The organism is Streptomyces sp. NPDC054866 (assembly GCF_053610745.1).
This window is the reverse complement of the sequence record NZ_JBSGZA010000006.1, coordinates 327,501-347,442: the sequence shown is the minus strand read 5'-3', so window position 1 is coordinate 347,442 and position 19,942 is coordinate 327,501. Positions and strand designations below refer to the sequence as shown.

Genomic DNA, 19,942 nt, shown 5'->3' with positions numbered 1-19,942 from the left:
CTGGGGAGCCGCCACGGCCGGGCCCTGCCCCCCCCCACCACGCAACCCATGCCACCGCGGTCTGTTACGTCCCCCTAATACCCTTCCGGCCAACCTCCGCCCCCGTCACCTCCCTCTCCCTCACCATGGGGACACACGCTCAGAGGACTCGCTCCCGAAAGCCGAGCCGCCTCCGCCTCCGACGCCGCCGCCGTCTCGTCGACTATCCACGTCTCGGCAGGCGCGGTATCCGGCGGTGGATTCCCTCCTGGCGGCAGTGGCTCGGCTCCCTCGGCCTCGTTCTCTTCTCCCTCACCTGCCTCTTCGCCCTCGTGTACGCCTCCGTCGACATCCCCGACGAGAACGCGGCCGCCCAGCGCGAAGCCAACGTCTACTACTGGGCCGACGGCACCCAGATGGTGAGCACCGGTGACGTGAACCGGCAGAACGTACAGCTCTCGGAGATTCCCGACGCCGTCGAGAACGCCGTCATCGCCGCCGAGAACGACACCTTCTACAGCGACTCCGGTGTCTCGCCCAAGGGTTTGGCCCGCGCCGCCGTCAACATGGTCCGTGGTCAGGAGACTCAGGGCGGCTCCACCATCACCCAGCAGTACGTGAAGAACACCTACCTCTCCCAGGACCAGACGGTGACCCGGAAGGTCAAGGAGTTCGTCATCGCGCTGAAGGTGGACCGGAAGAAGAGCAAGCGGGAGATCCTCCAGGGGTATCTCAACACCAGTTGGTTCGGGCGTGGCGCCTATGGCATCGAAGCCGCCGCTCATGCCTACTACGGCATCCCGGCGAAGCAGCTGAGTCCCAGTCAGGGGGCCGCTCTCGCCGCCCTGTTGAAGGGTGCCGAGCAGTACGACCCCTCCGTCAGCGCCGTGAACCACCATCGTTCCGAGGCCCGTTGGAAGTGGATCCTCGATCGGCAGGTCAAGGCCGGGCTCATGAAGCCCGAAGTGCGCGGAAGTTCACCACCTACCCCGAGCCCCACAAGGAGTCCCGGACCACCAGCCTCGGCGGGCAGACCGGCTACCTCGTCGACGTCGCGAACAAGTACATCAAGCAGCACACCTCCCTCACCGACAAGGACCTCGCGCGCGGCGGCTACCAAATCCACACCACCTTCGAGAAGGACAAGGTGCGGCGGCTGAAGGGCGCCGTCGAACGTGTCCTCGACCGCGACATCGATCCGAAGAAGCGCCCGGCCGACAAGGGGGTGCAGGTGGGCGCCGCCTCCGTGCGCCCGGCCGACGGCGCCATCGTCGCCCTGTACGGAGGGGCCGACGCCACCAAGCACTTCACCAACAACGCCGACACCTCCGGTGTCCCCGTCGGGTCCGCCTTCAAGCCCTTCGTCCTCGCGTCAGCCCTGGAGAACGGCCTCCGTACGCCGGCCGGGCGCGGCACCCGGTGGCAGTCCGTCTCAGCCGGGAGCTTCTACGGCGACGACGGCCTCCTGCTGGAATCGGCCGCGCCCACCCTCGCCAGCCCCACCATGGGCAGCCCCGCCACCGGGCCTGACGCCACTCACCCCACCCTCCGCCAAGCCCTCGCCAAGGGCGGCAACGCCACCTACGTACGCCTCGGCAAGGACGTCGGGTGGGAGCGGGTGCGGCGCACCGCCGTCGCCTCCGGGCTGCTCGAAGGCAGCATGGCGCGACTGGAGCGGACCTTTCCCATCGGTACGTCGACCCCCAGCGCGATCCGCATGGCCGGCGCCTACAGCACGTTCGTCAACCGCGGCCTGCGGCACGACCCGTACTCGGTGACCAAGGTCGTCAAGAACGACGAGACCGTCGACGGGCTCGCGCGGCCCGGCGCGCGGCGCGCGCTCGACCCGGATGTGGCCGACGAGGCCGCCGACGCGATGCGCGGCGTCGGCGCGTCATCCGTCGGCCGCCCTGTCGTCGCCGGCCGCACCGGCGACCAGGACCGCCTCCGTTCGGCCTGGTTCACCGCCACCACCGGGCAGTTGTCGACCGCCGTGACGATGTTCCGGACCAGTCCGGGCGAACCGCAGCTCCTTCCCATGTCGGGGGTGGGCGGGGCGAAATCGCAGCACGGGAACGTCTTTCCGGTGCGGATCTGGCGGGATTACGTGAAGTAGCCCTCCACGCACAGGCGTACCACGGCCGTCGTTGACCTTCCCCCTGGGGCAGAGCCCATCGTCTGCGTGCCGGGCCACGGGGTCCGGTGACGGAGGATGCACCCCATGGACGCGCACGCACAGGCAGACGTACCGGGAGACGTACCGGCAGGCGGCGAGCCGCTGCTCACCATCGGTGAGTTCGCCGCCCGCGCACGGCTCTCGCCCAAGGCACTGCGCCTGTACGACCGCCTCGGACTGCTGACGCCCGCGTACGTCGACGAGTCCACCGGCTACCGCCACTACCGCGCGGCGCAGGTGGAACACGCCCGCACCGTCGTCCTGCTGCGCCGACTCGGCATGCCGCTCGCGGACATCACCGCGACGGTACGGCTCGACGGCGAGCAGGCGGGGCGGGCGGTCGCCGCGTACTGGGCGGACGTCGAGGAGCGGCACGCGGAGCGGCGCACGCTCGTGGGGTACCTCCGTGGACGACTGTCCGGAAGAGGTTCCGAGATGTACGAGAAGGATTTCGAGATCAAGACCGTCGACGTGCCCGAGCAGTACGTCATCTGCGAGAGCAGGCACCTGCTCTCCGAGGAGCTGCCCGTCTGGATCGACGCGTCGACGCGTCGCCTGGAGGAGGCCGCCGAGAGCGAGTGCGGCGGCGTGGCGGGCTCGGCGTTCGTCGTCTACCACGCCGATGTCACCCAGGACAGCGACGGCCCCGCGGAGGCGTGTGTCCCGGTCAGGGACGCGGCGGCGGCGCGGGCGTGGGCGGCGAAGGCGGGCCGGGAGCGGGGCACGAGCTCCCGCGTGGAACCCGCGCACCGGATCGCCTACACCCGCATCACCAAGGCCCAGGTCTCCTACCCGCAGATCCTCGGCGCGTTCGAGGCGGTGGAGGCGTGGGTCGCCCGCGAAGGCCTGAAGGTCACGGGGCCGTGCCGCGAGATCTACTTCGTGGAGTGGGACACGGCCGGTCCCGAGGACCAGGTGTGCGACGTGGCGTTCCCGGTAGCCCGTTAGCGGTACAAGGGCGCTGGACCCCGCCGGCGGGGTCTAGCGCACGCTCTCCCGCAGCTCCTCCGGGCAGGCCGTGCCGCGCGGCAGCTGATAGGGGGCGCCGAGGCGATAGACACCGGGGCCGGGCGCGAGAAGCTCGGTCCACTTGTCGCCCTCGGCGTCCTCCTCGGCCTCCATCAGACAGCCGTTGACGTTGTCGAACTGCTTGGGGCGGTCCTCGTCACTCTCCCGAAGCCGCTTGGACTCCTCGGTCTCCTTCGGCCGCTCGACGCCCTTGCCGTCGGCGTCGACGAGGCTGAGCCACGGCGAGTACGGGACGCGGATCAGGACGCGGCCCGCCTCCTTCACCTCGATCGTCATGCCGCCCGCCTCGGCGCTGTCGACGACCGCGGGCGGGTCGGCGAGCGGGGTCGGGTCGGTGACCTCGTACAGCTGCCAGTTGGAGTCCACCCACACCTGCTTCAGATACGGCAGACCCCGCTCGACCAGCGCGGCCTCGCGCTTGCCGCCGTCACCGTCGGGCTCGCCCTTGGGCAGCACGACGTAATGCACGGACCAGCGCTGAAGCCACTCGTGGTAGTTCGCGGAGTTGAGGGTGTCGTCGTAGAAGAGGGGGTTGCGCTCCATGTCCGCCTGGCGGTTCCAGCCGCGGGCGAGGTTCACGTACGGCGAGAGCGCGGAGGCCTCGCGGTGGCTGCGCGCGGGGACGACCTCGACGCGGCCCTTCTCGGCGCCGACCTCCTGCAGTTCGTTGACGAGCGGCGCGAGCTCACGCGTCCAGGAGGCCTGGGGCGTCGTGTGGATTATGTCGTCGACCGCCTTGAACCCGATCCAGCCGGTGAAGGCGACGAGCGCCATGACGATCGTGTACCACTTGCGGGACTTCTTCACCGCGAACGGCAGCGCGGCAAGCAGCGCGACGCCCCCGAAGGACATCGCGAGGCGGGAGATGTTGGAGCCGATCTGCGAGCTGATCAGCCAGACGCCGAGTACGAAGGCCGCGTACACGGCGGTGGTGATCCGCACGGTCTTCCACTGCTTCGGTACGAGGAAGAAGACGAGGCCGGAGCAGATCAGGGGCAGCGACGCGGACCCGAAGGACATCGGCTGCGTGCCGGAGAACGGGAAGAGCCACGCGGACAGGCCCACGACGATGGCGGGCGCGACCCCGAGGGCGTACGCGCCGGGGTAACGCTTGCTCAGGAACAGCGCGACGGCGACCAGGCCCACGAAGAGTCCGGCCACCGGGCTGCCCATGGTGGCGAGCGCGGCGAACGGCGCGGCGACCAGCGCCTTCGCCCACCGCTTGTAGCGCCAGCGGTAGGGCCAGCAGAAGACGGCGGCGACGGCCATCAGCGCGAACATCTGGCCGAGTCCGTACGTCACGCGGCCCGACACCGCGTTGCAGAACAGCGCGAAGACACCCGCGAACGCGGGCCACAGGGGCTGTTTCACCGCACGGCTGCGGATCAGGATCATCGTGAGGAGCGCGGCGGAGACCGTACCGGCGATCATCATCGTGGTACGGACGCCGAGCACCGACATCAGATACGGCGAGACGACGCTGTACGACACCGGGTGCATCCCGCCGTACCAGGCGAGGTTGTACGCGGAGTCGGGGTGCCGTCCGACGAACTCGGCCCAGGCGTCCTGGGCGGCGAGGTCGCCGCCGCTGTTGGCGAAGGTGAAGAACCACAGGACGTGCAGGACCGCGGCGGTGGCGGTCGTGATGGTCACGGGGTGGTTCAGGAACAGCTTCCACCGGGTGGGCCGTTCGGGTGCCACGGGCTCGCCGCGGCGCTGGGCAGGCAGCTGTATTCGCGCGCCGGTGCGGGTGCCGCCACCGGTGCCGGGCTCAGGATCGGCGTCGTCGGCTCGCGTCGGCTCCGCTGTGGCCACTTACGGCACTCCCCGTGTCGTTCTTGTCCGTCCGGGGGCCGCGCCAGGGGGTCCGTCCCGGAACACCCCGTCGCTCAGCCCCGGCGTACTGCTCCCCGAACTTGTGACGCTAGCACGCACGACGCGCAGGGGCCCGGGGACGGTGGCTCCCTGTGCAGGGGTTCGGCCAATGCGCGGGCATGGGCGGCGGCTTGCGCCTCCGCCCATGCCCGCTTTCCGCTGTACGTGCCTCAGCCGACGCGCGTGAGCTTGGGGCCGAAGCCCGGCTCGGCGAGGTCCTTCTGGAGCGCGACGGGCACCTCGACGGCGCCGTCCTTGCCGTCGCCGACGCTCAGCACGCCCACTTCGGTACCTGCCTTCGCCGAGTGCGGCACCGTGTTGCCGGCCTTGTCGCCGAGCTTCAGCTTCACGGTCAGGCCGGACCAGCCGGCGGCCTCGACGTCCTTGGTGGCGACGACCGGGGTCGTGCCGCCCAGACCGTCGTCGACCTCACCGACGACGTCGCCCTTCTTCACGATGGTCTTGGCCGTGAGCGCGCCCTGACCGGCCTCGATGAGCTTGCGCGTGACGCCGGTGACCTCGTCGATGTTGGCCACGCCGTTGTCGCCGTACTGACCGAGGGCGGCACCGATGATCGTGCGGGTCTCGCCGCCGACCTTCTTCTCCGCGGCGAAGAGGATGTTGCCGCCGGCCGCGGTGGTGGTGCCGGTCTTGATGCCGATGGCGACCGTCGGGACGAGCCCGAAGAAGTTGTTCTGCTTGTCGCCGTTGAGGTCCTTGTAGCTGGGCTGGCGGGAGATCTCGTTGAAGACCGGGTCCTCCATCGCGGCACGGCCCAGCTTCACGAGGTCCTCGGCGGTGGAGACGGTCGTCTTGTCCAGGCCGCTGGGGTCCGTGTAGTGGGTGTTCTTCATGCCGAGTTCCTTGGCGGTCTTGTTCATCTTCGCGACGAACTCGTCCTCGGAATCGCTCTTGCTGTCCCAGCGGGCGAGCAGCTTGGCGATGTTGTTCGCGGACGGCAGCATGACCGCCTGGAGCGCCTCGTACTGGGTGATCTTCTGGCCCTCGGTGACCTTGACGACCGACTCGTTGCCCGCCTTGCCGGTCGTGTAGTGCTTCTCCGCCGCGGCGTCGACCGGGATCTTCGGGCCGGGGTTGCCCTTCTTCAGCGGGTGGTCACGCAGGACGAGGTAGACCGTCATGACCTTGGCGATGCTCGCGATCGGCACGGGCTTCTGGTCGCCGGAGGTGCCGAACGTGCCGATGCCGTTCACGTCCATCGCCGCCTGGCCCTCGCTCGGCCACGGCATGGACGGCTTGCCGCCCTCGAAGGAGACGGTCTCCTTCGCGGTGAGCGTCAGGGTGGGCGTCGGCAGGGGCCTCACGGCCTGTACGACAGCAAAGACGACCACCATGAGCAGCACCAGCGGCGTCCAGATCTTGACCCTGCGCACAGCGGTGCGGACGGGGGTCTCCGGGGGCGGCGGGGTGTTGGTCAGCTCGGCGAGCAGGTCGAGCGGGGGCCGGGGCGGCAGAGGCTGCTGGGTGGTGCGCTCGGGCCCTACGTTCCCGGCCTTTTCTGGCGTGGGCGCCTTTTCTGGCGTGGGCGCCTTGGCTCCGGGGGCCGGGGTGGCCGGGGGCTGCGCGCCGCTGGGCGACGTGCCGTCGAGCGGCTTGAGCGCGACGAACTTACTGGTGCGCTCGGCGTCGCCTTCGGGCTTTGCGGACGGCTTTGCTCCCGCCTTGTCCGCGGGGCCGTCGGGCTTCTTGGCGCCGGGCTTGTGGTCGCCCAGCTTGAGCATGGTGGTCGGCTGGTCGACGGCCTTCGGGGACAGCGCCTTGAAGACGGCGGTGGCCTGGTCGACGCCGCCGGAGGGGGGTTCGGGGGTGTCGGCGGTGGGCTTGTCGTCGGCGGTGTCGCTGCCGCTGTTGGTGTCGGTCGAGGCCGGGTCGCCCTCGGAGGCGTTCTCACCGCCGGAAGGCTTGTCGGCGTCGGCGTCGCGGGAGCCGTGAGCGTCACCTGCGGAAGAGTCCGCGGGCTGGTCGGCCGCCTCGGGCTTTACGGGCTCGGCAGAGCTGGCAGCGCTGGCAGTCGCATCGGCGTCACGCGAGCCATCCGCGCCAGCGGCCTCGGCAGGCGCGTCAGAACCGGCGGCGTCACGGGAGCCGCCCGCGTCACCTGCGGATGCATCGGCGCGCTCGTCAGACGCCCCGCCCTCGACAGGCTCGGCAGCGCTGCCCGCTGCATCGGCGTCACGCGAACCCTCAGAGCCCGCGGCCTCAGCAGGCGCGTCAGAACCGGCGGCGTCACGAGAGACGCCCGCGTCACCTGCGGAAGCATCGGCGCGCTCGTCGGCCGCCTCGGCCTCAGCAGGCGCGTCAGAACCGGTGGCTTCACGGGGATCGCCCGCGTCACCCACGGACGCATCGGCCGCCCCGCCCTCGACAGGCTCGGCAGAGCTGGCGGCACCGTCCGCCGCTCCGGCGTCACTCGAATCCTCAGAGCCAGCGGCCTCACCGGAGTCACCCTCGGAAGCATCCGCATCCGCAGGCTCATCAGCCGCCTCGGGCTCTACGGGCTCGGCAGAGCTGGCACCCGCTTCGGCTTCAGCGTCACGCGAACCCTCCGCGCCCGAAGCCGCAGCCTCCGCGTCAGCCTCGCCCCCGGCGGCACCATCCGCGCCCCCCGAGTCACCGGAGTCGCCCGATTCCCCCGAGCCGCCGGAAGGTTCCGCCTCCGGGGAGTTTTCCTCGTCGTCAGAGGTCTCGGCCTTCCCAGAAGCCGCCCCCTCGCCCTCCGCAGCCGCCGTCTCCGCGGGCTTCTCGGGCTCCGAGGCCCCGGGGCCCGCCTCGTCGCCCGAGGCCACCCACGCCGCCACAGCGGCCCGCAGTCGCGCGTCGCCGGGCTCCTGGCCCTCCAGCTCGGCCTTGGGCCAGGCCTCCTTGGGCGCAGCCTCGGCGCTCTCGGAACCCTCCGCCACCGGCTTCGTCGAGAAGACGGCCGTCGCCTGGTCCTCCCGCGTCTCCTCGCGTGCCGCGGGGACCTCGCGGGCCACCGCCAGCCGCGGGTCGCGTTCCTCCGGCGCCGGTGCCGGCACAGACGGCTTTGCCCCAGTCGGGTTCCCCGACGACTTCCGCTGCTTCGACCTGTCGGGGGTCTCGCCCGCCACCGATGCCTCCTCGTACGCCATGCCGCTCGCGTTGCCGTTGCGCCAAAAACACGGTCGGACCCGCTGTCCGAACCATGTACCAGTGTCCTGTGTGAGGGCTTAACCCCCGTGGTAGACGAGAACGACATACCTACTGGTTCCCGTACTTACCGGTCACGCACTCTCGACAGACCAATGTGAGAGGGGTCACCCTGTCATTCATCCACGCGGGGAGGCATGGATGGGCAGGAGCCGCAGAACAATTCCGGAGGAGCTTCTGCTGCTCGCTTTGGACCCGGCCACGGGTACCACAGCGCAGCCGCAGTCGCTCGACCTCGGTCTGGCCGGAGCACAGCTAGTGGAGCTGGCGCTGGCCGGACGGATAGCCCCAGACGGGGATCGTATCGCCGTGGTGATGCCACGGCCGACCGGAGATCCGACTCTGGACTCCGCACTGGAACTGCTGCGCAGGCGCGGCAGCCCGGTTCGGGCGGTCCACTGGATTGGCGGGCCCCGACTGGGGCTGCGCCAGATCTACCTCGCGCACCTGGAGCGGTGCGGCATGGTGCATGCCGTATCGGGCCAGATGTGCGGAGTACTGCCGACGACTCGCTACCAAGCGACGGACACGGCAATCAGCCGGGACATCAGGTCCCGGCTGGACAGCGCGATCCGCACCGGCGTACCACCGGACCCGCGGACCGCGGCGCTCGCCGCGCTCGCTCACGCAGTGGGACTCGGCAAGCACCTCTACCCCGGCAACGAAGGGCGTTCATCGCGCTCCCGTCTCCGGGACCTGATCAGGCACGACCCGATGGGCGGCCTCGTGGCGCACGCCGTGATGGACGTCCAGAACGGTGTGGCCGCTCAGCCACGCCGCAGCCCGGCCCCAGCGGGACCGGGCGGGCCGGGTGGACCAGGTGGACCAGGCGGTGGCCGACAGCCGGCCAGGACCGCGCCGGAACCCGGCGGGGTTCCGATGCAGCCGCGCCGCGGATCCATGGCACGTGCCGTGGCCCACTGAGCCAGGTCAGAGAGGTTCAGGCAGGCAAGTAAGCACGTAAGCAAGGACTCATCGCAGTACCGGCAATACCTGCAATACCGGCAACAGCAACGCCGCACCGCAGTCCCCCAGACCCGGTACGGGAGCCGCTGGGCCGCGCGGGGCACTGGCACCGGAACGTCCGGACGACGACACCGGTACCTCCGCCCCGCGCGGCCGCACATCGTGGCGCCCGCGCGGCCGGGCCGCACCCCTCACACCAGTCCTCACGTCCGTCTTCGCGTCGCGTCGCATTGCAATGCATTGCAATGCGGTTCGCACTTCACATCGCTGTTTCCCAGCGGTGCGCGACGCGTTGGTGGCACTCTGCTCAACAGCAGACACGCAAAGTAGAGGCAGTAGTCGGAGGTGCACGTCCCGTGGCGTCCAATGTCAATCCCACCGTCAGGCGACGCCGGTTGGGCCAGGAGCTCCGCAGGCTCCGCGAGCTCAAGGGCATGACGGCCGAGGAGGTCGCCGAGCGCCTGCTGGTCTCGCAGTCGAAGATCAGCCGCCTCGAGAACGGCCGCCGTTCGATCAGTCAGCGCGATGTACGCGATCTCTGCGGGGTCTACGAGGTCGAGGACCACCGCATCGTCGACTCGCTCATGCAAATGGCCAAGGACTCCCGCCAGCAAGGCTGGTGGCACTCCTTCGGCGACATCCCGTACAGCGTCTACATCGGTCTGGAGACGGACGCCGCGTCCCTGCGCGTGTACGACCCGCAGGTCGTGCCCGGTCTGCTCCAGACCCGTCCGTACGCGGAGGCGCTCATCACCGGCGCGCTGCCGGAGACCACGCCGACGGACATCGAGAAGCGCGTCCAGGTCCGCGTGCGCCGGCAGGAACGAATCAGCGCCCCGGAGAACCCGCTGCGTCTGTGGACCGTCCTCGACGAGTCCGCGCTGCGCCGCGTGGTCGGCTCCCGGCATCTGATGCGCGACCAGCTGGAACACCTCGTGGAGCAGTCCCAACTGCCGCACGTGACCGTCCAGGTGATTCCCTTCGAGATGGGCGCGCACCCCGGCCTCAATGGCCAGTACGCGATTCTCGAGTTCCCGGACGCCGCGGATTCCAGCGTGGTCTACATCGAGGGCGTCACGAGCGATCTCTATCTGGAGAAGGCGAACGACGTCCAGCAGTACAGCGTGATGTACGAGCATCTGCGGGCACAGGCCCTGAATGTGGATCAATCACGCCAACTGATCGCAGACATCGCGAAAGAGTACGCACGCTAAGGCGTTCATCGCGTATGCGACCGCATCGAGCGGAAGAGCGCCGCACGGTACACCTCCCCCTCGGCGAGGCGGAAGACCCCACTGGAATATGCCATCCGGTCGAGTGAACGCTCCCTTCACTCAGCGATGTTGGCGAGTAGCGTCATTCACGCCATCAAGCAACATCTGTTGGCGCAGCCGCCCTTGGCGGTGACCCGCAACTCAACAACTGGGCAAACCGGAGTAACCATGGCAATTCATCAGGGCGCTACGAATACGTGGGTCAAGTCCTCGTATTCCACGGGAAACGGCGCGTGTGTCGAGGTCAAGTCCCCCATCTCCACGGCGATTTCCGTCCGGGACTCAAAGGTCATCGAGGGCCCCGTCCTCGCCTTTCCCTCCGACTCATGGCGCGCGTTCGTCTCCGAGGTCGGCCGGGAGAAGTAACGAGAGATCAACAATTGCATAAGCAGAACCGATTGAGCCCTCTCGACTGGCCCGCCGTCCCGGCCGAGGGGGCTCGGCCTTTTATCGGAGCTGGTCGACGTATGCATCCGTTCCCGGCACCGTGGGAATAAACGGAGCCACCAGTTCCACCCTCCCCGCCCCGGCCTCCGCCACCACGTCGGCCCGCCCGGCGAAATACTCCTGCCAGCACTCCCGCGGATCGGCCTGGAGAAACCAGAGCAGCGTGAGGCGCGTGTCGACTCCCTCCACCTGCTTCACGTACGTCATCCGGTCCCCCGGCAGCGGAGTCGGCCGGAAAATGGTCACCATGGCGGCCGGAGACCCGGCGAGGGCACGCGGCAGATGCCTGGACCGCAGCCACTCCAGCAACTCAGCCCGCTGCTCGCCCGATTCGGCGTCGACGACTTCGAGTACGAGGCCCTGGTAGGGGTGGTCGAGCGCGTGGAAGTCGCGGGGTCCGGCCGCCCCGTCGCGATAGACGGTGGCCTCGTGGTCCTGGAAGGCCGTGAAGACGTGTGTGCGGTCCTGGTAGACGCGGCCGTCGCGGTTGAGGCGTTTGTTGATGCCGACGGTCCACTTCATGTGCTCGTCGTAGCGGCCCTCGGTGACCCAGTACGTGGAGAGGTAGCAGCCCGCGGTCACGGGCTGGGCGACCGCCGACTTCTCGGGGACGCGCAGGAGTTGGAGCTCTCGGGTTGCGACCCAGCGGCGGCCCGCGTACATCCAGGGCATCGCCATCGCGCCTGCGTAGTAGTGGTCGTCCTCGTACCAGCGGTTGTACGCGTACTCGTGGCCCGGGTGCGGCTCGACCATGGTGATCAGGGCGTGGCCCGGGTGCACGCCGTAGGGCCCGACGCCGGCCAGCTCCCCGTACGCCTCACTGCGGGTGTCGTCGCTCATGCCTCTCCCCTTCCTCCCTCTTCCTTCCTCCGGTGGACGCCCATACTCTGACGCCCCGTCAGCAAAACTGCCAGAGCCGGGAGGCGCCCCATGCGCTCGCTCCTCGAAGGAAAGACCGTCGTCGTCTCGGGGGTCGGCGCCGGCCTCGGCCACCAGGTGGCGGCCGCCGTCGTACGGGACGGGGGCAACGCCGTGCTCGGGGCGCGCACGGAGGCGAACCTCGCCAAGTCGGCCGGGGAGATCGACCCCGAGGGCGCGCACACGGCGTACCGCCCGACCGACATCACCGACGAGGGCCAGTGCGACGCGCTCGCGCGTCTGGCGCGCGAGCGCTTCGGCCAGATCGACGCTGTCGTCCATGTGGCCGCCTGGGACAGCTACTTCGGCGGCGTACAGGACGCGGACTTCGCCACCTGGCAGCAGGTCATCGACGTCAATCTGCTCGGCACGCTGCGGATGACGCGGGCCTGCCTGCCCGCGCTCAAGGAGCGGGGCGGGTCGGTGGTGTTCATCGGTACGCAGTCGGCGGTGGCGGCGCCCTCACAGGTGCGGCAGGCGGCGTACGCGGCGTCGAAGGGGGCGCTGACGTCGGCGATGTACTCCCTCGCCCACGAGGTGGGTCCTGACCGGGTCCGGGTGAACACGGTGCTGCCGGGCTGGATGTGGGGCCCGCCGGTCGAGGCGTACGTCCAGTTCACCGCGCACACCGAGGGGGTGCCGGAGGAGGAGGTACGGGATCGCCTCGCGGCGCGGATGGCGCTGCCGGAGCTGGCGACGGACGGGGACGTGGCGGACGCCGCGGTGTTCCTGGCCTCGGACATGGCGCGGGCGATCACGGGGCAGTCGCTGCTGGTGAACGCGGGAGAGCTGATGCGGTAGGCGTCGCGCCGCGCTGATGCGGTAGGCGTCGCGCCGCTGAACGGCCCACGGCTGTACGGGATCACGTCCCGTACAGCCGTTTTTCGCGCTCTCCCAGAATCAAGAATGTGAACGCAGATCAGCAAACGGAACAATTTTACTCGCTCTTGACCTCACGGCCGGTTGTCCGCGGCGTACGCCCGAACCCACCATGAGCGGGCACTTCAAGGCCGCCCACGTCCCGTATGTCACGAAACTGGCGAAGTGCACGGCATTTCTGCGCAGTTCACAAGGCGGACCCCTGGAGGGGGTACATGAACAGTCTCGACTGGGCCGTGCTCATCGGCTACTTCGGCATCATGGTCGCGATCGGCATCTGGTCCCACAAGCGCGTGGACAACGTCAGCGACTTCTTCACCGCGGGCGGCAAGATGCCCTGGTGGCTGTCCGGCATCTCGCACCACATGTCCGGCTACAGCGCGGTGATGTTCACCGGGTACGCGGGCATCGCGTACACCTACGGCGTCACGTCCTTCATCACCTGGTCGTTCCCGATCGCGCTCGGTATCGCCATCGGCTCGAAGCTCTTCGCGCCCCGCATCAACCGGCTGCGCTCGCGGCTGAACGTGGCCTCGCCGCTCGAATACCTCAAGAACCGCTACAACCTGAAGACCCAGCAGGCCCTCGCCTGGTCCGGCATGCTCCTGAAGATCGTGGACGTGGCCGCCAAGTGGGCCGCCATCGCCACGCTGCTCGCCGTCTTCACCGGCATCTCGATCAACCAGGGCATCCTGATCACCGGCGTGATCACCGCCATCTACTGCACCATCGGCGGGCTGTGGGCCGACGCGCTCACCGAGCTCGGCCAGTTCGTCATCCAACTCCTCGCCGGTATCGCGATGTTCGTGGCCGTGGTCTCCAAGCTGGGCCCGCACGGCGGCTTCTTCGGGGTCTGGGACGAGCCCGAACTCGCCGGCCACGGCGAGCCGTTGGTCGGGCCGTACGGAACGGTCTTCCTGCTCGCGTTCCTCTTCATCAAGCTCTTCGAGTACAACGGCGGCATGCTCAACCAGGCCCAGCGCTACATGGCCACGTCGAGCCCCCGCGAGGCCGCACGCTCGGCACGGCTCTCGGCGATCCTGTGGCTGGTGTGGCCGGTCGTCCTCTTCTTCCCCATGTGGATGTCCCCGCTCCTGGTCGACGCCAAGAAGCCGGACGGCTCGGACTCATACGCCCTGATGACCGAACAGCTTCTGCCACACGGCCTGTTGGGCCTGGTCATCGTCGGATTCTTCTCGCACACGATGGCCATGTGCTCCTCGGACGCGAACGCGATCGCGGCGGTGTTCACGCGGGACGTTGCGCCGGTGATCTCCCGTCAGGCCAGGCGCTGGAACGAACGCTCGGGCCTGCTCGCCGCCCGCCTGACGACCGTCGTCTTCCTGGGCCTGTCCATGGCGGTGGCCACGCAGGTCAACTCCCCCGCGTTCAAGGACATCATCACGGTCGTCATCAAGTGGGTGGCGGGCCTGATGGGCCCGATCGCGATCCCGATGATGCTGGGTCTGCTGCGGACGTTCCGCAAGTCGGGGCCGACCGCGGCGCTGACCAGCTGGTCGATGGGGCTGCTCGCCTTCTGGCTGGTCAACTACCCGATCAACTGGAGCGTCGAGGGCGGGGTGCCGCTGGAGTACCAGGTCTCGATCCCACTCGCGGTCTCGCTGATCCTCTACATCGTCGTCGGCTTCGTGAAGCCGGAGGACACCCCGGAGCGGGACGCGATCATCGAGAAGATCAATACGGATGGCTCCGCCGGTGGAGCAGTGATTCCTCCCCCTGCGGAGGAGGCCGACGAGGCAGTCGCCCCCCAGGGCCGGTTGCCGTAGATCACCGGCTTCGCCGAGTTCGTCCTCAAACGCCGGACAGGCTGAACACCGCCTGTCCGGCGTTCCCTTCCGGACCGCCTCAAGCGCGCGGATACCGCGCAAGCCACCCCGGCGACGAGACGGCGGGCCCGTGCAGCGCGGGGCCCTGCGTCATCTCCATGGCGAAATCGTCCGCGAGCTCAAGAATCGTGGCCCGCCCCTCCAGCTCGGTGAGCCAGCCCGGAGGCAGCGCGGTCTCGCCGTGCAGCGCGCCGAGCAGCGCCCCGCAGAGGCTGCCAGCGGCAGCGGACGCTCCCCCGTGATTGACGGCGAGACGCAGCCCGTGCCGGATGTCTTCACCTACGAGAGCGCAGTAGACGGCGGCGGCGAGCGCACCCTCCGCTCCCCCGTCCCCCATCAGCTCCTCCACTCGCGACGGAGTGGGCATCCCCTGCCGTACGGCTCCGAGGGCGTGCTTCAGCGCATCGGTGACGGGCTGGTGCCCCGGCCGGGCGGCGAGCAGGGCGAGGGCCCGCTGGATGGCGCCGTCCAACGACTCTCCGCGGGCGAGTCCGTGCACGAGGATGGTGTGCGCGCCTGCGGCGAGGTAGGCGGTGGGGTGCCCGTGCGTCTGTACGGCGCACTCCACGGCGAGCTGGAGCACCAGCTGCGGCTCCCATCCGACCAGGAGCCCGAAGGGAGCGGACCGCGTGGCGGCCTCGGCTCCCCGCTCCTCCGGGTTCTTGGGGGCTTCGAGCGTCCCCATGTTCTCGTCCCCGAGCCCGACCAGGCAGGCGCGGGCGGGCGACCGCCGCGAGTAGAGCCACTCCTCGCGGGCCAGCCAGCCGTCTTCCTTGCGGCGCTCGTCGGGGCCCCAGTCGCTCTGGGTGGCGGCCCAGCGGCGATAGGCGCGATGCAGGTCGGTGGGCGGATGCCAGGCGCCGGTGTCGCGCCGCACCTGGGCGCGTATGAGTCCGTCGACGGTGAAGAGGGTGAGCTGCGTGGCGGCGGTGACGGCTCCGCGCCTGCCGTGCGCGGGGGCGGGTTCGGTAAGCCCTTCGGCGCCGTGAGCCTCCCGTATCCCATCGAGGCTCAGCGTGTCGACGGGCGCGCCCAGCGCGTCCCCGACGGCGGCCCCGAGCAACGTGCCGCGAACCCGGCTGCGAAAGTCCTGCTGCTCGGCACGCCCCCAGACTCCGGTGGCTGCTGCGGTGCTCACGGCACCTCCTCTCCCTGCTCTCCCGCGCACCCTCCGCGCACGTTCTGCGCAGCACTGTAATCGAACGGGAACGGTCGGTTCAGAGACGAAGAGATATCTGAAGAGTCGCCCTTCAGATCACTTTTGACCGGACTTCACAGGGGCTTTTCATGGATCCACGAACCTCCGCGAAAGGTCAGTCCCGGATGTCCCGGGTCAGTACGGCATCGGTGTCGTACTCGGCGGCCAGGGCGACGTTCACGGCATCCACGAGGTCGAGGCCGAGGGAGTCGTACCGGACCCGTAAGGACAGCGCCACGTCGAGGTGATCCGGGGTGGGAGGGGTGGCGACGAGTAGAGCGCACTGGTCCGCGGCCTTGCGGACTGCTTCGCGATCCGGGTCGGAACGGTTGTAGAGCGTGAGCAATCCGGGGGTGTCAGCGATGGCGATCAAGAAGTCGCGTGCCCCCGATTGCGGCGCTCTCGCGCCTCATGCGCTTCGGTCACGGCCGTACGGATGTCGTCATCCGTGACAGGCCCACCGAGATCGAACGTCTCCTCACCGGTGACGAACGGCTCGTCCCAGATGCGGGCTGCCAAGGCGATGCGGTGAATGCCCTCGCGGACTATTTCGGCCTCCGAGACTCCCATGCGCGCGGCAGCCGCTTTGATCATCGCGAGGTCTTCGTCGTCGGCGTAGACGTTGGTGCGCTTCAGTGCCATGTCACAGTCCTGCCTCTACCTCGGCCGCCTCACGGATCGCACGGATCTCCGCGATGGCAGCCGCCGGGTCCTGCTCCCCCAAGTCCACGATCCGCTCCAGCTCGCGAAGTCGGGCGGCGCGCACCGGGTGTCGTTCGGTCGCGACAAACACGGCCCAGAAATGCACGAAGGCCCGCAGCGGCGCGAGGCTCTGCGTCTGCTGAGCGTTCGTCGTGGCCTCGAAGAGGTGCTCCGTGAGGGCGGGAATCCGGCTGGGCGCGATGCGGGAGACGGCGGCTCGCAGCGCGTCCGGAGTGAGCTCAGGCATGGGGATCAGCGGTCCGTACGGGCCGTCGGGCTGGGCGCTCACGGTGACCTCCGATGTCACTTCCGGTATCTCCTACGCTGCGGTCGCGCCGGACCGACAGCAGTCCCCGCACTGGCCTGGCTCAGGGGCCCGGAAGGCGCGGTCGCAGGCTTCGCAGGTCTGGAGCGGGTCGGGGCGGGGCGCCTTCGGTGCGGTGAGGGAGGCTGGGGGCAGCAGGGCTGTCAGGCGGTGGGCGAGGAAGGCCGCGGGGTGGCGCAGGGGTTCCGGGGGCAGCCCGGACGCCAGCGTCAGCTGTACGTCAGCTGCGGCCACGCCGCGCTCCAGCCAGGCGGCGGCAGCCGGTACGAGGCGGCGTACGTCGCGCTCGGTGAGCAGGAGTCGCGGGGCGAGGGTGCGTAGCCCGGACAGTAGCTCCGCCGCTGTGCGGTGCCTTTCGAGGTCAACCGGCTTCTCCGGCGGCTTCTCCGGCTCGGGGAACGGGTGCGTGGGTTGGGGCTGCTGGGGTTGCTCGCACTGCTCGGGGCGAGGCCTGTTGTACGACGTCGTACGCGTCACGATCCGGCCGGACGAAAGTCGCTCCTTGGTGCGGGACAAGTAGCCGTGCGCCTCCAACTCCCGCAGGGCGGAGGCGATGCGCGTCTCCCCTTCGGGGAACTTCGCGGCCAGAGCCTTGATGCCGACCGGCGTGCCATCGGGAAGCGACTGGAGGTGCGTCGCGAGACCGATCGCAGTCAGGGACAACTCGGAGTGCTGGGCGAGGTGGTTTCCGACCACGGTGAACTGTTCGCTGTGGCGTTCCACCACGTGGTCAAGTCCGGTCCGCGTACGGCCGGTGCGGGCGCGCAGGGGCGCGCTAGGCTGCTGTTGAGCCATGGGGAAGAGGCCTCATTCTTCCTCGGTGGTCAGGCCCTCGTTCGGGATTGCAGTCCCGGCGGGGGCCGTCTCATGTTCGGTTGTCTTGCGTGTTGTCTCGCGTTCTGTCGCGGCTGACGTTGCACCACGAAATCCCCTGAGCGCCAGCCGAGTTGGCGATGACCACTCTTGTGGGTGACGATGCGCTACAGGCGGGGTGGGGTGGGGTTTCCCCAAGCCCTTTACCTGGTTCTTTGTCTTTGGCGTCAGGCCTGACCGGGTCACGTCGCGCCACGATCCGGTAGCAGTGCGAGCTCCGCCCAGACGGTTTTGCAGGGGGCGGGGCCTTCGTCCACGCCCCAGCGGTCCGCGTACGCCGCGACGAGGATCAGACCTCGCCCCGACTCCGCGTAGCCTCCGGCCGGATCCGGGGTTCGTGGGAGCCGGTCACCCCGAGGGTCGGTCACCTCGATACGTAGCGTGCGGGTCGCGTCCAGCGTGAGGGTCAGCCGGAAGCCCCGGCCCGGCACTTGGCCGTGCAGGACCGCGTTCGCCGCGAGCTCGGCGACGACGCTTTCCGCCGCCTCGGACGGGCGCTGCCAGTCGGCGAGCTGACGCTCCGTGAGCAGCCTCGCCAGGCGGGCGCCTCTTCGCGTTGCGGAGAGCAGGACGGTGAACTGGTGGGTGGGGGTGCTGGTTTGGGTGCTGGATTGGGTGACTTCTGGGTTCATGTCACTCAGCGTGGTCGCGGCTGCGTACGCTGAACAGTGATCACGCCCGTACGTACGGTGACTGTCTTGGCGTTGTCCAGCTCTGTACAGACTGTCTCGCGTGACGTGTTGGGCGTAGGGGGCGTTGGGGACGGACAGCACGTCGGAGGTGGGCGCTGGTGGACACGGGCGACGACAGGGAACGAGCTGACGAACCCGGCTGGGAGGTCGGACCGGAGGACGATTCGGGAACGGTGATCGCAGTCGGTCGGCAGATCAAGCTGTGGCGCGAGGGGGCGGGTATGCGCGCCACCGAGCTCGGCAAAGCGGTCGGATACGGCGAGGGCCTTGTGTACAAGGTGGAAGCCGGGAAGCGGATTCCCAGGCCGGAGTTCCTGACCAAGGTGGATGAAGTCCTAGGGGCACGCGGGAAGATCACCGCGATGGCGGAGGACCTGGAAAAGGCGCGGTACCCGAAGAAGCTCCGGGACCTGGCGAAGTTGGAGGCGCAGGCGGTCCAGCTGGAAGCGTACGGAAATCACAACCTGCATGGCCTGCTGCAAACAAGGGAGTACGCGCAGGCGCTGTTCGAGACGCGGCAGCCCGCGCTCACGCAGGACGAGGTAGAGCGCCAGGTATCTGCCCGGACGGCCAGGAAATCGATCTTCGACCGATCTCCCGCGCCCGCTCTCAGCTTCGTCCAGGAAGAGACCACACTGCGGCGGCCGATCGGCGGCAGAATGGTTCTGCGGCGGCAGCTTGAACACCTGCTGGCGCTGGCGCGGTTGAGGAACGTCTCGATCCAGGTCATGCCGACCAGTCGCGAGGAAAACGCTGGAATGGTCGGCCTGATCCAGGTGTTGAGATTCAGGGACGGCACAGCCCTAGGACGCTGCGACGGAGAGTTCAACGGACGCCCGGTCTCCGACCCCAAGGATCTACAGATCCTGGAGTTGTCCTATGGAATGATCCGGGCCCAGGCTCTGACGCCGAATGAGTCGCGGGCCTTCATCGAGGAAGTGCTGGGAGAGACATGAGCCTCAAGCCCCCTACCGGGGATGGTTCCGACCTGGAGTGGTTCAAGAGCAGCTACAGCGACAGCAGTGCGCCTAACGACTGCGTAGAGGTGGCCTGGCGCAAGAGCAGCTACAGCAGCAACGAGGCCGACTCCGACTGCGTCGAAATCGCCCCCACCCCCCGCACCATCCACGTACGCGACTCCAAGAACACCCGCGGCCCCCAACTCACCTTCGCGAACAGCACCTGGGCCGACTTCCTCACCTACGCGACCACATCCGCGCACCTCGCCTGAAACGACCCCGGGGAAGTCGGCGCGGGCCTTCATCGAGGAAGTGCTGGGAGAGACATGAGCCTCAAGCCTTCTACCGGGGACGATCCCGAGCTGGAGTGGTTCAAGAGCAGCTACAGCACGGCTGACGGCCCCGACTGCGTAGAGATGGCCTGGCGCAAGAGCAGCTACAGCAGCAACGAGGCTGGCTCCGACTGCGTCGAAATCGCCCCCACCCCCCGCACCATCCACGTACGCGACTCCAAGAACACCCAAGGCCCCCAACTCACCTTCGCAAACAGCACCTGGGCCGACTTCCTCACCTACGCGACCACACCCCCGCGCCCCGCCTGAAACAGCCCCGGC

20 protein-coding genes are annotated in these 19,942 nt (G+C 69.0%); 11 read left to right on the top strand and 9 right to left on the bottom strand.

Annotated features, from left to right (window positions below; translation table 11 throughout):
* Nucleotides 1-125: 125 nt before the first annotated feature.
* From ACWGI2_RS29720 to ACWGI2_RS29710, 3 genes are all read left to right on the top strand, one after another.
* Nucleotides 126-1,139, top strand: coding sequence for a transglycosylase domain-containing protein (locus ACWGI2_RS29720; protein ID WP_453698645.1), 1,014 nt, complete (start codon nt 126-128; stop codon nt 1,137-1,139).
* Nucleotides 1,127-2,095 carry a penicillin-binding transpeptidase domain-containing protein gene (locus ACWGI2_RS29715; RefSeq protein WP_453698644.1) on the top strand — a complete coding sequence of 323 codons (969 nt, stop codon included), beginning with the start codon at nt 1,127-1,129 and terminating at the stop codon, nt 2,093-2,095. Before ACWGI2_RS29720 ends, ACWGI2_RS29715 begins: the two co-directional genes overlap by 13 nt.
* A gap of 105 nt (nt 2,096-2,200) precedes the next feature.
* Entirely contained in the window at nt 2,201-3,103 is a 903-nt protein-coding gene (locus ACWGI2_RS29710) for a MerR family transcriptional regulator (protein WP_453698642.1), read from the top strand.
* 33 nt (nt 3,104-3,136) lie between these two features.
* On the opposite strand, the gene ACWGI2_RS29705 is transcribed toward ACWGI2_RS29710, so the two are convergent.
* Nucleotides 3,137-4,999 carry an MFS transporter gene (locus tag ACWGI2_RS29705; RefSeq protein WP_453400081.1) on the bottom strand — a complete coding sequence of 621 codons (1,863 nt, stop codon included), beginning with the start codon at nt 4,997-4,999 and terminating at the stop codon, nt 3,137-3,139.
* Nucleotides 5,000-5,229: 230 nt separating this feature from the next.
* Nucleotides 5,230-8,190: a D-alanyl-D-alanine carboxypeptidase gene (locus tag ACWGI2_RS29700; RefSeq protein ID WP_453698640.1), complete on the bottom strand. Its 2,961-nt coding sequence runs from the start codon at nt 8,188-8,190 to the stop codon at nt 5,230-5,232.
* 199 nt (nt 8,191-8,389) lie between these two features.
* Here ACWGI2_RS29700 and ACWGI2_RS29695 point away from each other — a divergent pair, with 199 nt between their 5' ends.
* The 3 genes from ACWGI2_RS29695 (at nt 8,390) to ACWGI2_RS29685 (ending at nt 10,854) form a co-directional block, all read left to right on the top strand.
* A complete protein-coding gene (locus ACWGI2_RS29695) occupies nt 8,390-9,172 on the top strand; it encodes a GOLPH3/VPS74 family protein (protein WP_160505604.1) in 783 nt (260 codons plus the stop codon).
* A 398-nt stretch (nt 9,173-9,570) separates the two neighbouring features.
* Nucleotides 9,571-10,428 carry a Scr1 family TA system antitoxin-like transcriptional regulator gene (locus tag ACWGI2_RS29690; protein ID WP_160505605.1) on the top strand — a complete coding sequence of 286 codons (858 nt, stop codon included), beginning with the start codon at nt 9,571-9,573 and terminating at the stop codon, nt 10,426-10,428.
* 228 nt (nt 10,429-10,656) lie between these two features.
* A complete protein-coding gene (locus ACWGI2_RS29685) occupies nt 10,657-10,854 on the top strand; it encodes a DUF397 domain-containing protein (protein WP_453698638.1) in 198 nt (65 codons plus the stop codon).
* A gap of 81 nt (nt 10,855-10,935) precedes the next feature.
* On the opposite strand, the gene ACWGI2_RS29680 is transcribed toward ACWGI2_RS29685, so the two are convergent.
* On the bottom strand, nt 10,936-11,775 hold the full coding sequence (locus ACWGI2_RS29680; RefSeq protein WP_453698636.1) for a hypothetical protein: 840 nt from the start codon (nt 11,773-11,775) through the stop codon (nt 10,936-10,938).
* A 90-nt stretch (nt 11,776-11,865) separates the two neighbouring features.
* On the opposite strand from ACWGI2_RS29680, the gene ACWGI2_RS29675 reads away from it, so the two are divergent.
* The gene (locus ACWGI2_RS29675; RefSeq protein ID WP_453698635.1) at nt 11,866-12,654 is read left to right on the top strand and encodes an SDR family oxidoreductase; all 789 of its coding nucleotides are present in this window, start codon (nt 11,866-11,868) and stop codon (nt 12,652-12,654) included.
* Nucleotides 12,655-12,947: 293 nt separating this feature from the next.
* Complete coding sequence (locus tag ACWGI2_RS29670; RefSeq protein ID WP_453698633.1) at nt 12,948-14,519, top strand: sodium:solute symporter family protein; 1,572 nt, start codon at nt 12,948-12,950, stop codon at nt 14,517-14,519.
* 79 nt (nt 14,520-14,598) lie between these two features.
* Here the strand turns inward: ACWGI2_RS29670 and ACWGI2_RS29665 are convergent, their stop codons facing one another.
* The 6 genes from ACWGI2_RS29665 to ACWGI2_RS29640 all read right to left on the bottom strand — a co-directional run bounded on the left by ACWGI2_RS29665 (nt 14,599) and on the right by ACWGI2_RS29640 (nt 18,309).
* On the bottom strand, nt 14,599-15,717 hold the full coding sequence (locus tag ACWGI2_RS29665; protein WP_453698632.1) for an ADP-ribosylglycohydrolase family protein: 1,119 nt from the start codon (nt 15,715-15,717) through the stop codon (nt 14,599-14,601).
* Between the two features lie 175 nt (nt 15,718-15,892).
* Complete coding sequence (locus ACWGI2_RS29660; RefSeq protein WP_453698630.1) at nt 15,893-16,150, bottom strand: PIN domain-containing protein; 258 nt, start codon at nt 16,148-16,150, stop codon at nt 15,893-15,895.
* Nucleotides 16,147-16,419, bottom strand: a complete 273-nt coding sequence (locus ACWGI2_RS29655; RefSeq protein ID WP_453698628.1) for a ribbon-helix-helix domain-containing protein — start codon at nt 16,417-16,419, stop codon at nt 16,147-16,149. Before ACWGI2_RS29655 ends, ACWGI2_RS29660 begins: the two co-directional genes overlap by 4 nt.
* A 1-nt stretch (nt 16,420) precedes the next feature.
* On the bottom strand, nt 16,421-16,768 hold the full coding sequence (locus ACWGI2_RS29650) for a hypothetical protein (RefSeq protein WP_453698899.1): 348 nt from the start codon (nt 16,766-16,768) through the stop codon (nt 16,421-16,423).
* Between the two features lie 30 nt (nt 16,769-16,798).
* Entirely contained in the window at nt 16,799-17,599 is an 801-nt protein-coding gene (locus ACWGI2_RS29645) for a helix-turn-helix domain-containing protein (protein WP_453698627.1), read from the bottom strand.
* A gap of 260 nt (nt 17,600-17,859) precedes the next feature.
* The gene (locus ACWGI2_RS29640) at nt 17,860-18,309 is read right to left on the bottom strand and encodes an ATP-binding protein (protein WP_453698625.1); all 450 of its coding nucleotides are present in this window, start codon (nt 18,307-18,309) and stop codon (nt 17,860-17,862) included.
* A 155-nt stretch (nt 18,310-18,464) separates the two neighbouring features.
* Here ACWGI2_RS29640 and ACWGI2_RS29635 point away from each other — a divergent pair, with 155 nt between their 5' ends.
* From ACWGI2_RS29635 to ACWGI2_RS29625, 3 genes are read left to right on the top strand one after another with little or no spacing between them, the layout of a single operon-like run.
* The gene (locus tag ACWGI2_RS29635; protein WP_453698897.1) at nt 18,465-19,325 is read left to right on the top strand and encodes a helix-turn-helix domain-containing protein; all 861 of its coding nucleotides are present in this window, start codon (nt 18,465-18,467) and stop codon (nt 19,323-19,325) included.
* The gene (locus tag ACWGI2_RS29630; RefSeq protein ID WP_453698623.1) at nt 19,322-19,600 is read left to right on the top strand and encodes a DUF397 domain-containing protein; all 279 of its coding nucleotides are present in this window, start codon (nt 19,322-19,324) and stop codon (nt 19,598-19,600) included. The genes ACWGI2_RS29635 and ACWGI2_RS29630 overlap by 4 nt, the downstream gene beginning before the upstream one ends.
* Nucleotides 19,601-19,654: 54 nt before the next feature.
* Nucleotides 19,655-19,930 (top strand): DUF397 domain-containing protein, encoded by a 276-nt coding sequence (locus tag ACWGI2_RS29625; RefSeq protein ID WP_453698621.1) that lies wholly within the window; start codon nt 19,655-19,657, stop codon nt 19,928-19,930.
* Nucleotides 19,931-19,942 lie beyond the last annotated feature (12 nt).

What these genes read in the sequence shown, in the direction of transcription:
- ACWGI2_RS29645 (WP_453698627.1), bottom strand. Translation starts at nt 17,599, where the DNA reads ATGGCTCAACAGCAGCCTAGCGCGCCCCTGCGCGCCCGCACCGGCCGT.
- ACWGI2_RS29630 (WP_453698623.1), top strand. Translation starts at nt 19,322, where the DNA reads ATGAGCCTCAAGCCCCCTACCGGGGATGGTTCCGACCTGGAGTGGTTC.
- ACWGI2_RS29720 (WP_453698645.1), top strand. Translation starts at nt 126, where the DNA reads ATGGGGACACACGCTCAGAGGACTCGCTCCCGAAAGCCGAGCCGCCTC.
- ACWGI2_RS29655 (WP_453698628.1), bottom strand. Translation starts at nt 16,419, where the DNA reads ATGGCACTGAAGCGCACCAACGTCTACGCCGACGACGAAGACCTCGCG.
- ACWGI2_RS29670 (WP_453698633.1), top strand. Translation starts at nt 12,948, where the DNA reads ATGAACAGTCTCGACTGGGCCGTGCTCATCGGCTACTTCGGCATCATG.
- ACWGI2_RS29700 (WP_453698640.1), bottom strand. Translation starts at nt 8,190, where the DNA reads ATGGCGTACGAGGAGGCATCGGTGGCGGGCGAGACCCCCGACAGGTCG.
- ACWGI2_RS29640 (WP_453698625.1), bottom strand. Translation starts at nt 18,309, where the DNA reads ATGAACCCAGAAGTCACCCAATCCAGCACCCAAACCAGCACCCCCACC.
- ACWGI2_RS29695 (WP_160505604.1), top strand. Translation starts at nt 8,390, where the DNA reads ATGGGCAGGAGCCGCAGAACAATTCCGGAGGAGCTTCTGCTGCTCGCT.
- ACWGI2_RS29625 (WP_453698621.1), top strand. Translation starts at nt 19,655, where the DNA reads ATGAGCCTCAAGCCTTCTACCGGGGACGATCCCGAGCTGGAGTGGTTC.
- ACWGI2_RS29685 (WP_453698638.1), top strand. Translation starts at nt 10,657, where the DNA reads ATGGCAATTCATCAGGGCGCTACGAATACGTGGGTCAAGTCCTCGTAT.
- ACWGI2_RS29675 (WP_453698635.1), top strand. Translation starts at nt 11,866, where the DNA reads ATGCGCTCGCTCCTCGAAGGAAAGACCGTCGTCGTCTCGGGGGTCGGC.
- ACWGI2_RS29710 (WP_453698642.1), top strand. Translation starts at nt 2,201, where the DNA reads ATGGACGCGCACGCACAGGCAGACGTACCGGGAGACGTACCGGCAGGC.
- ACWGI2_RS29680 (WP_453698636.1), bottom strand. Translation starts at nt 11,775, where the DNA reads ATGAGCGACGACACCCGCAGTGAGGCGTACGGGGAGCTGGCCGGCGTC.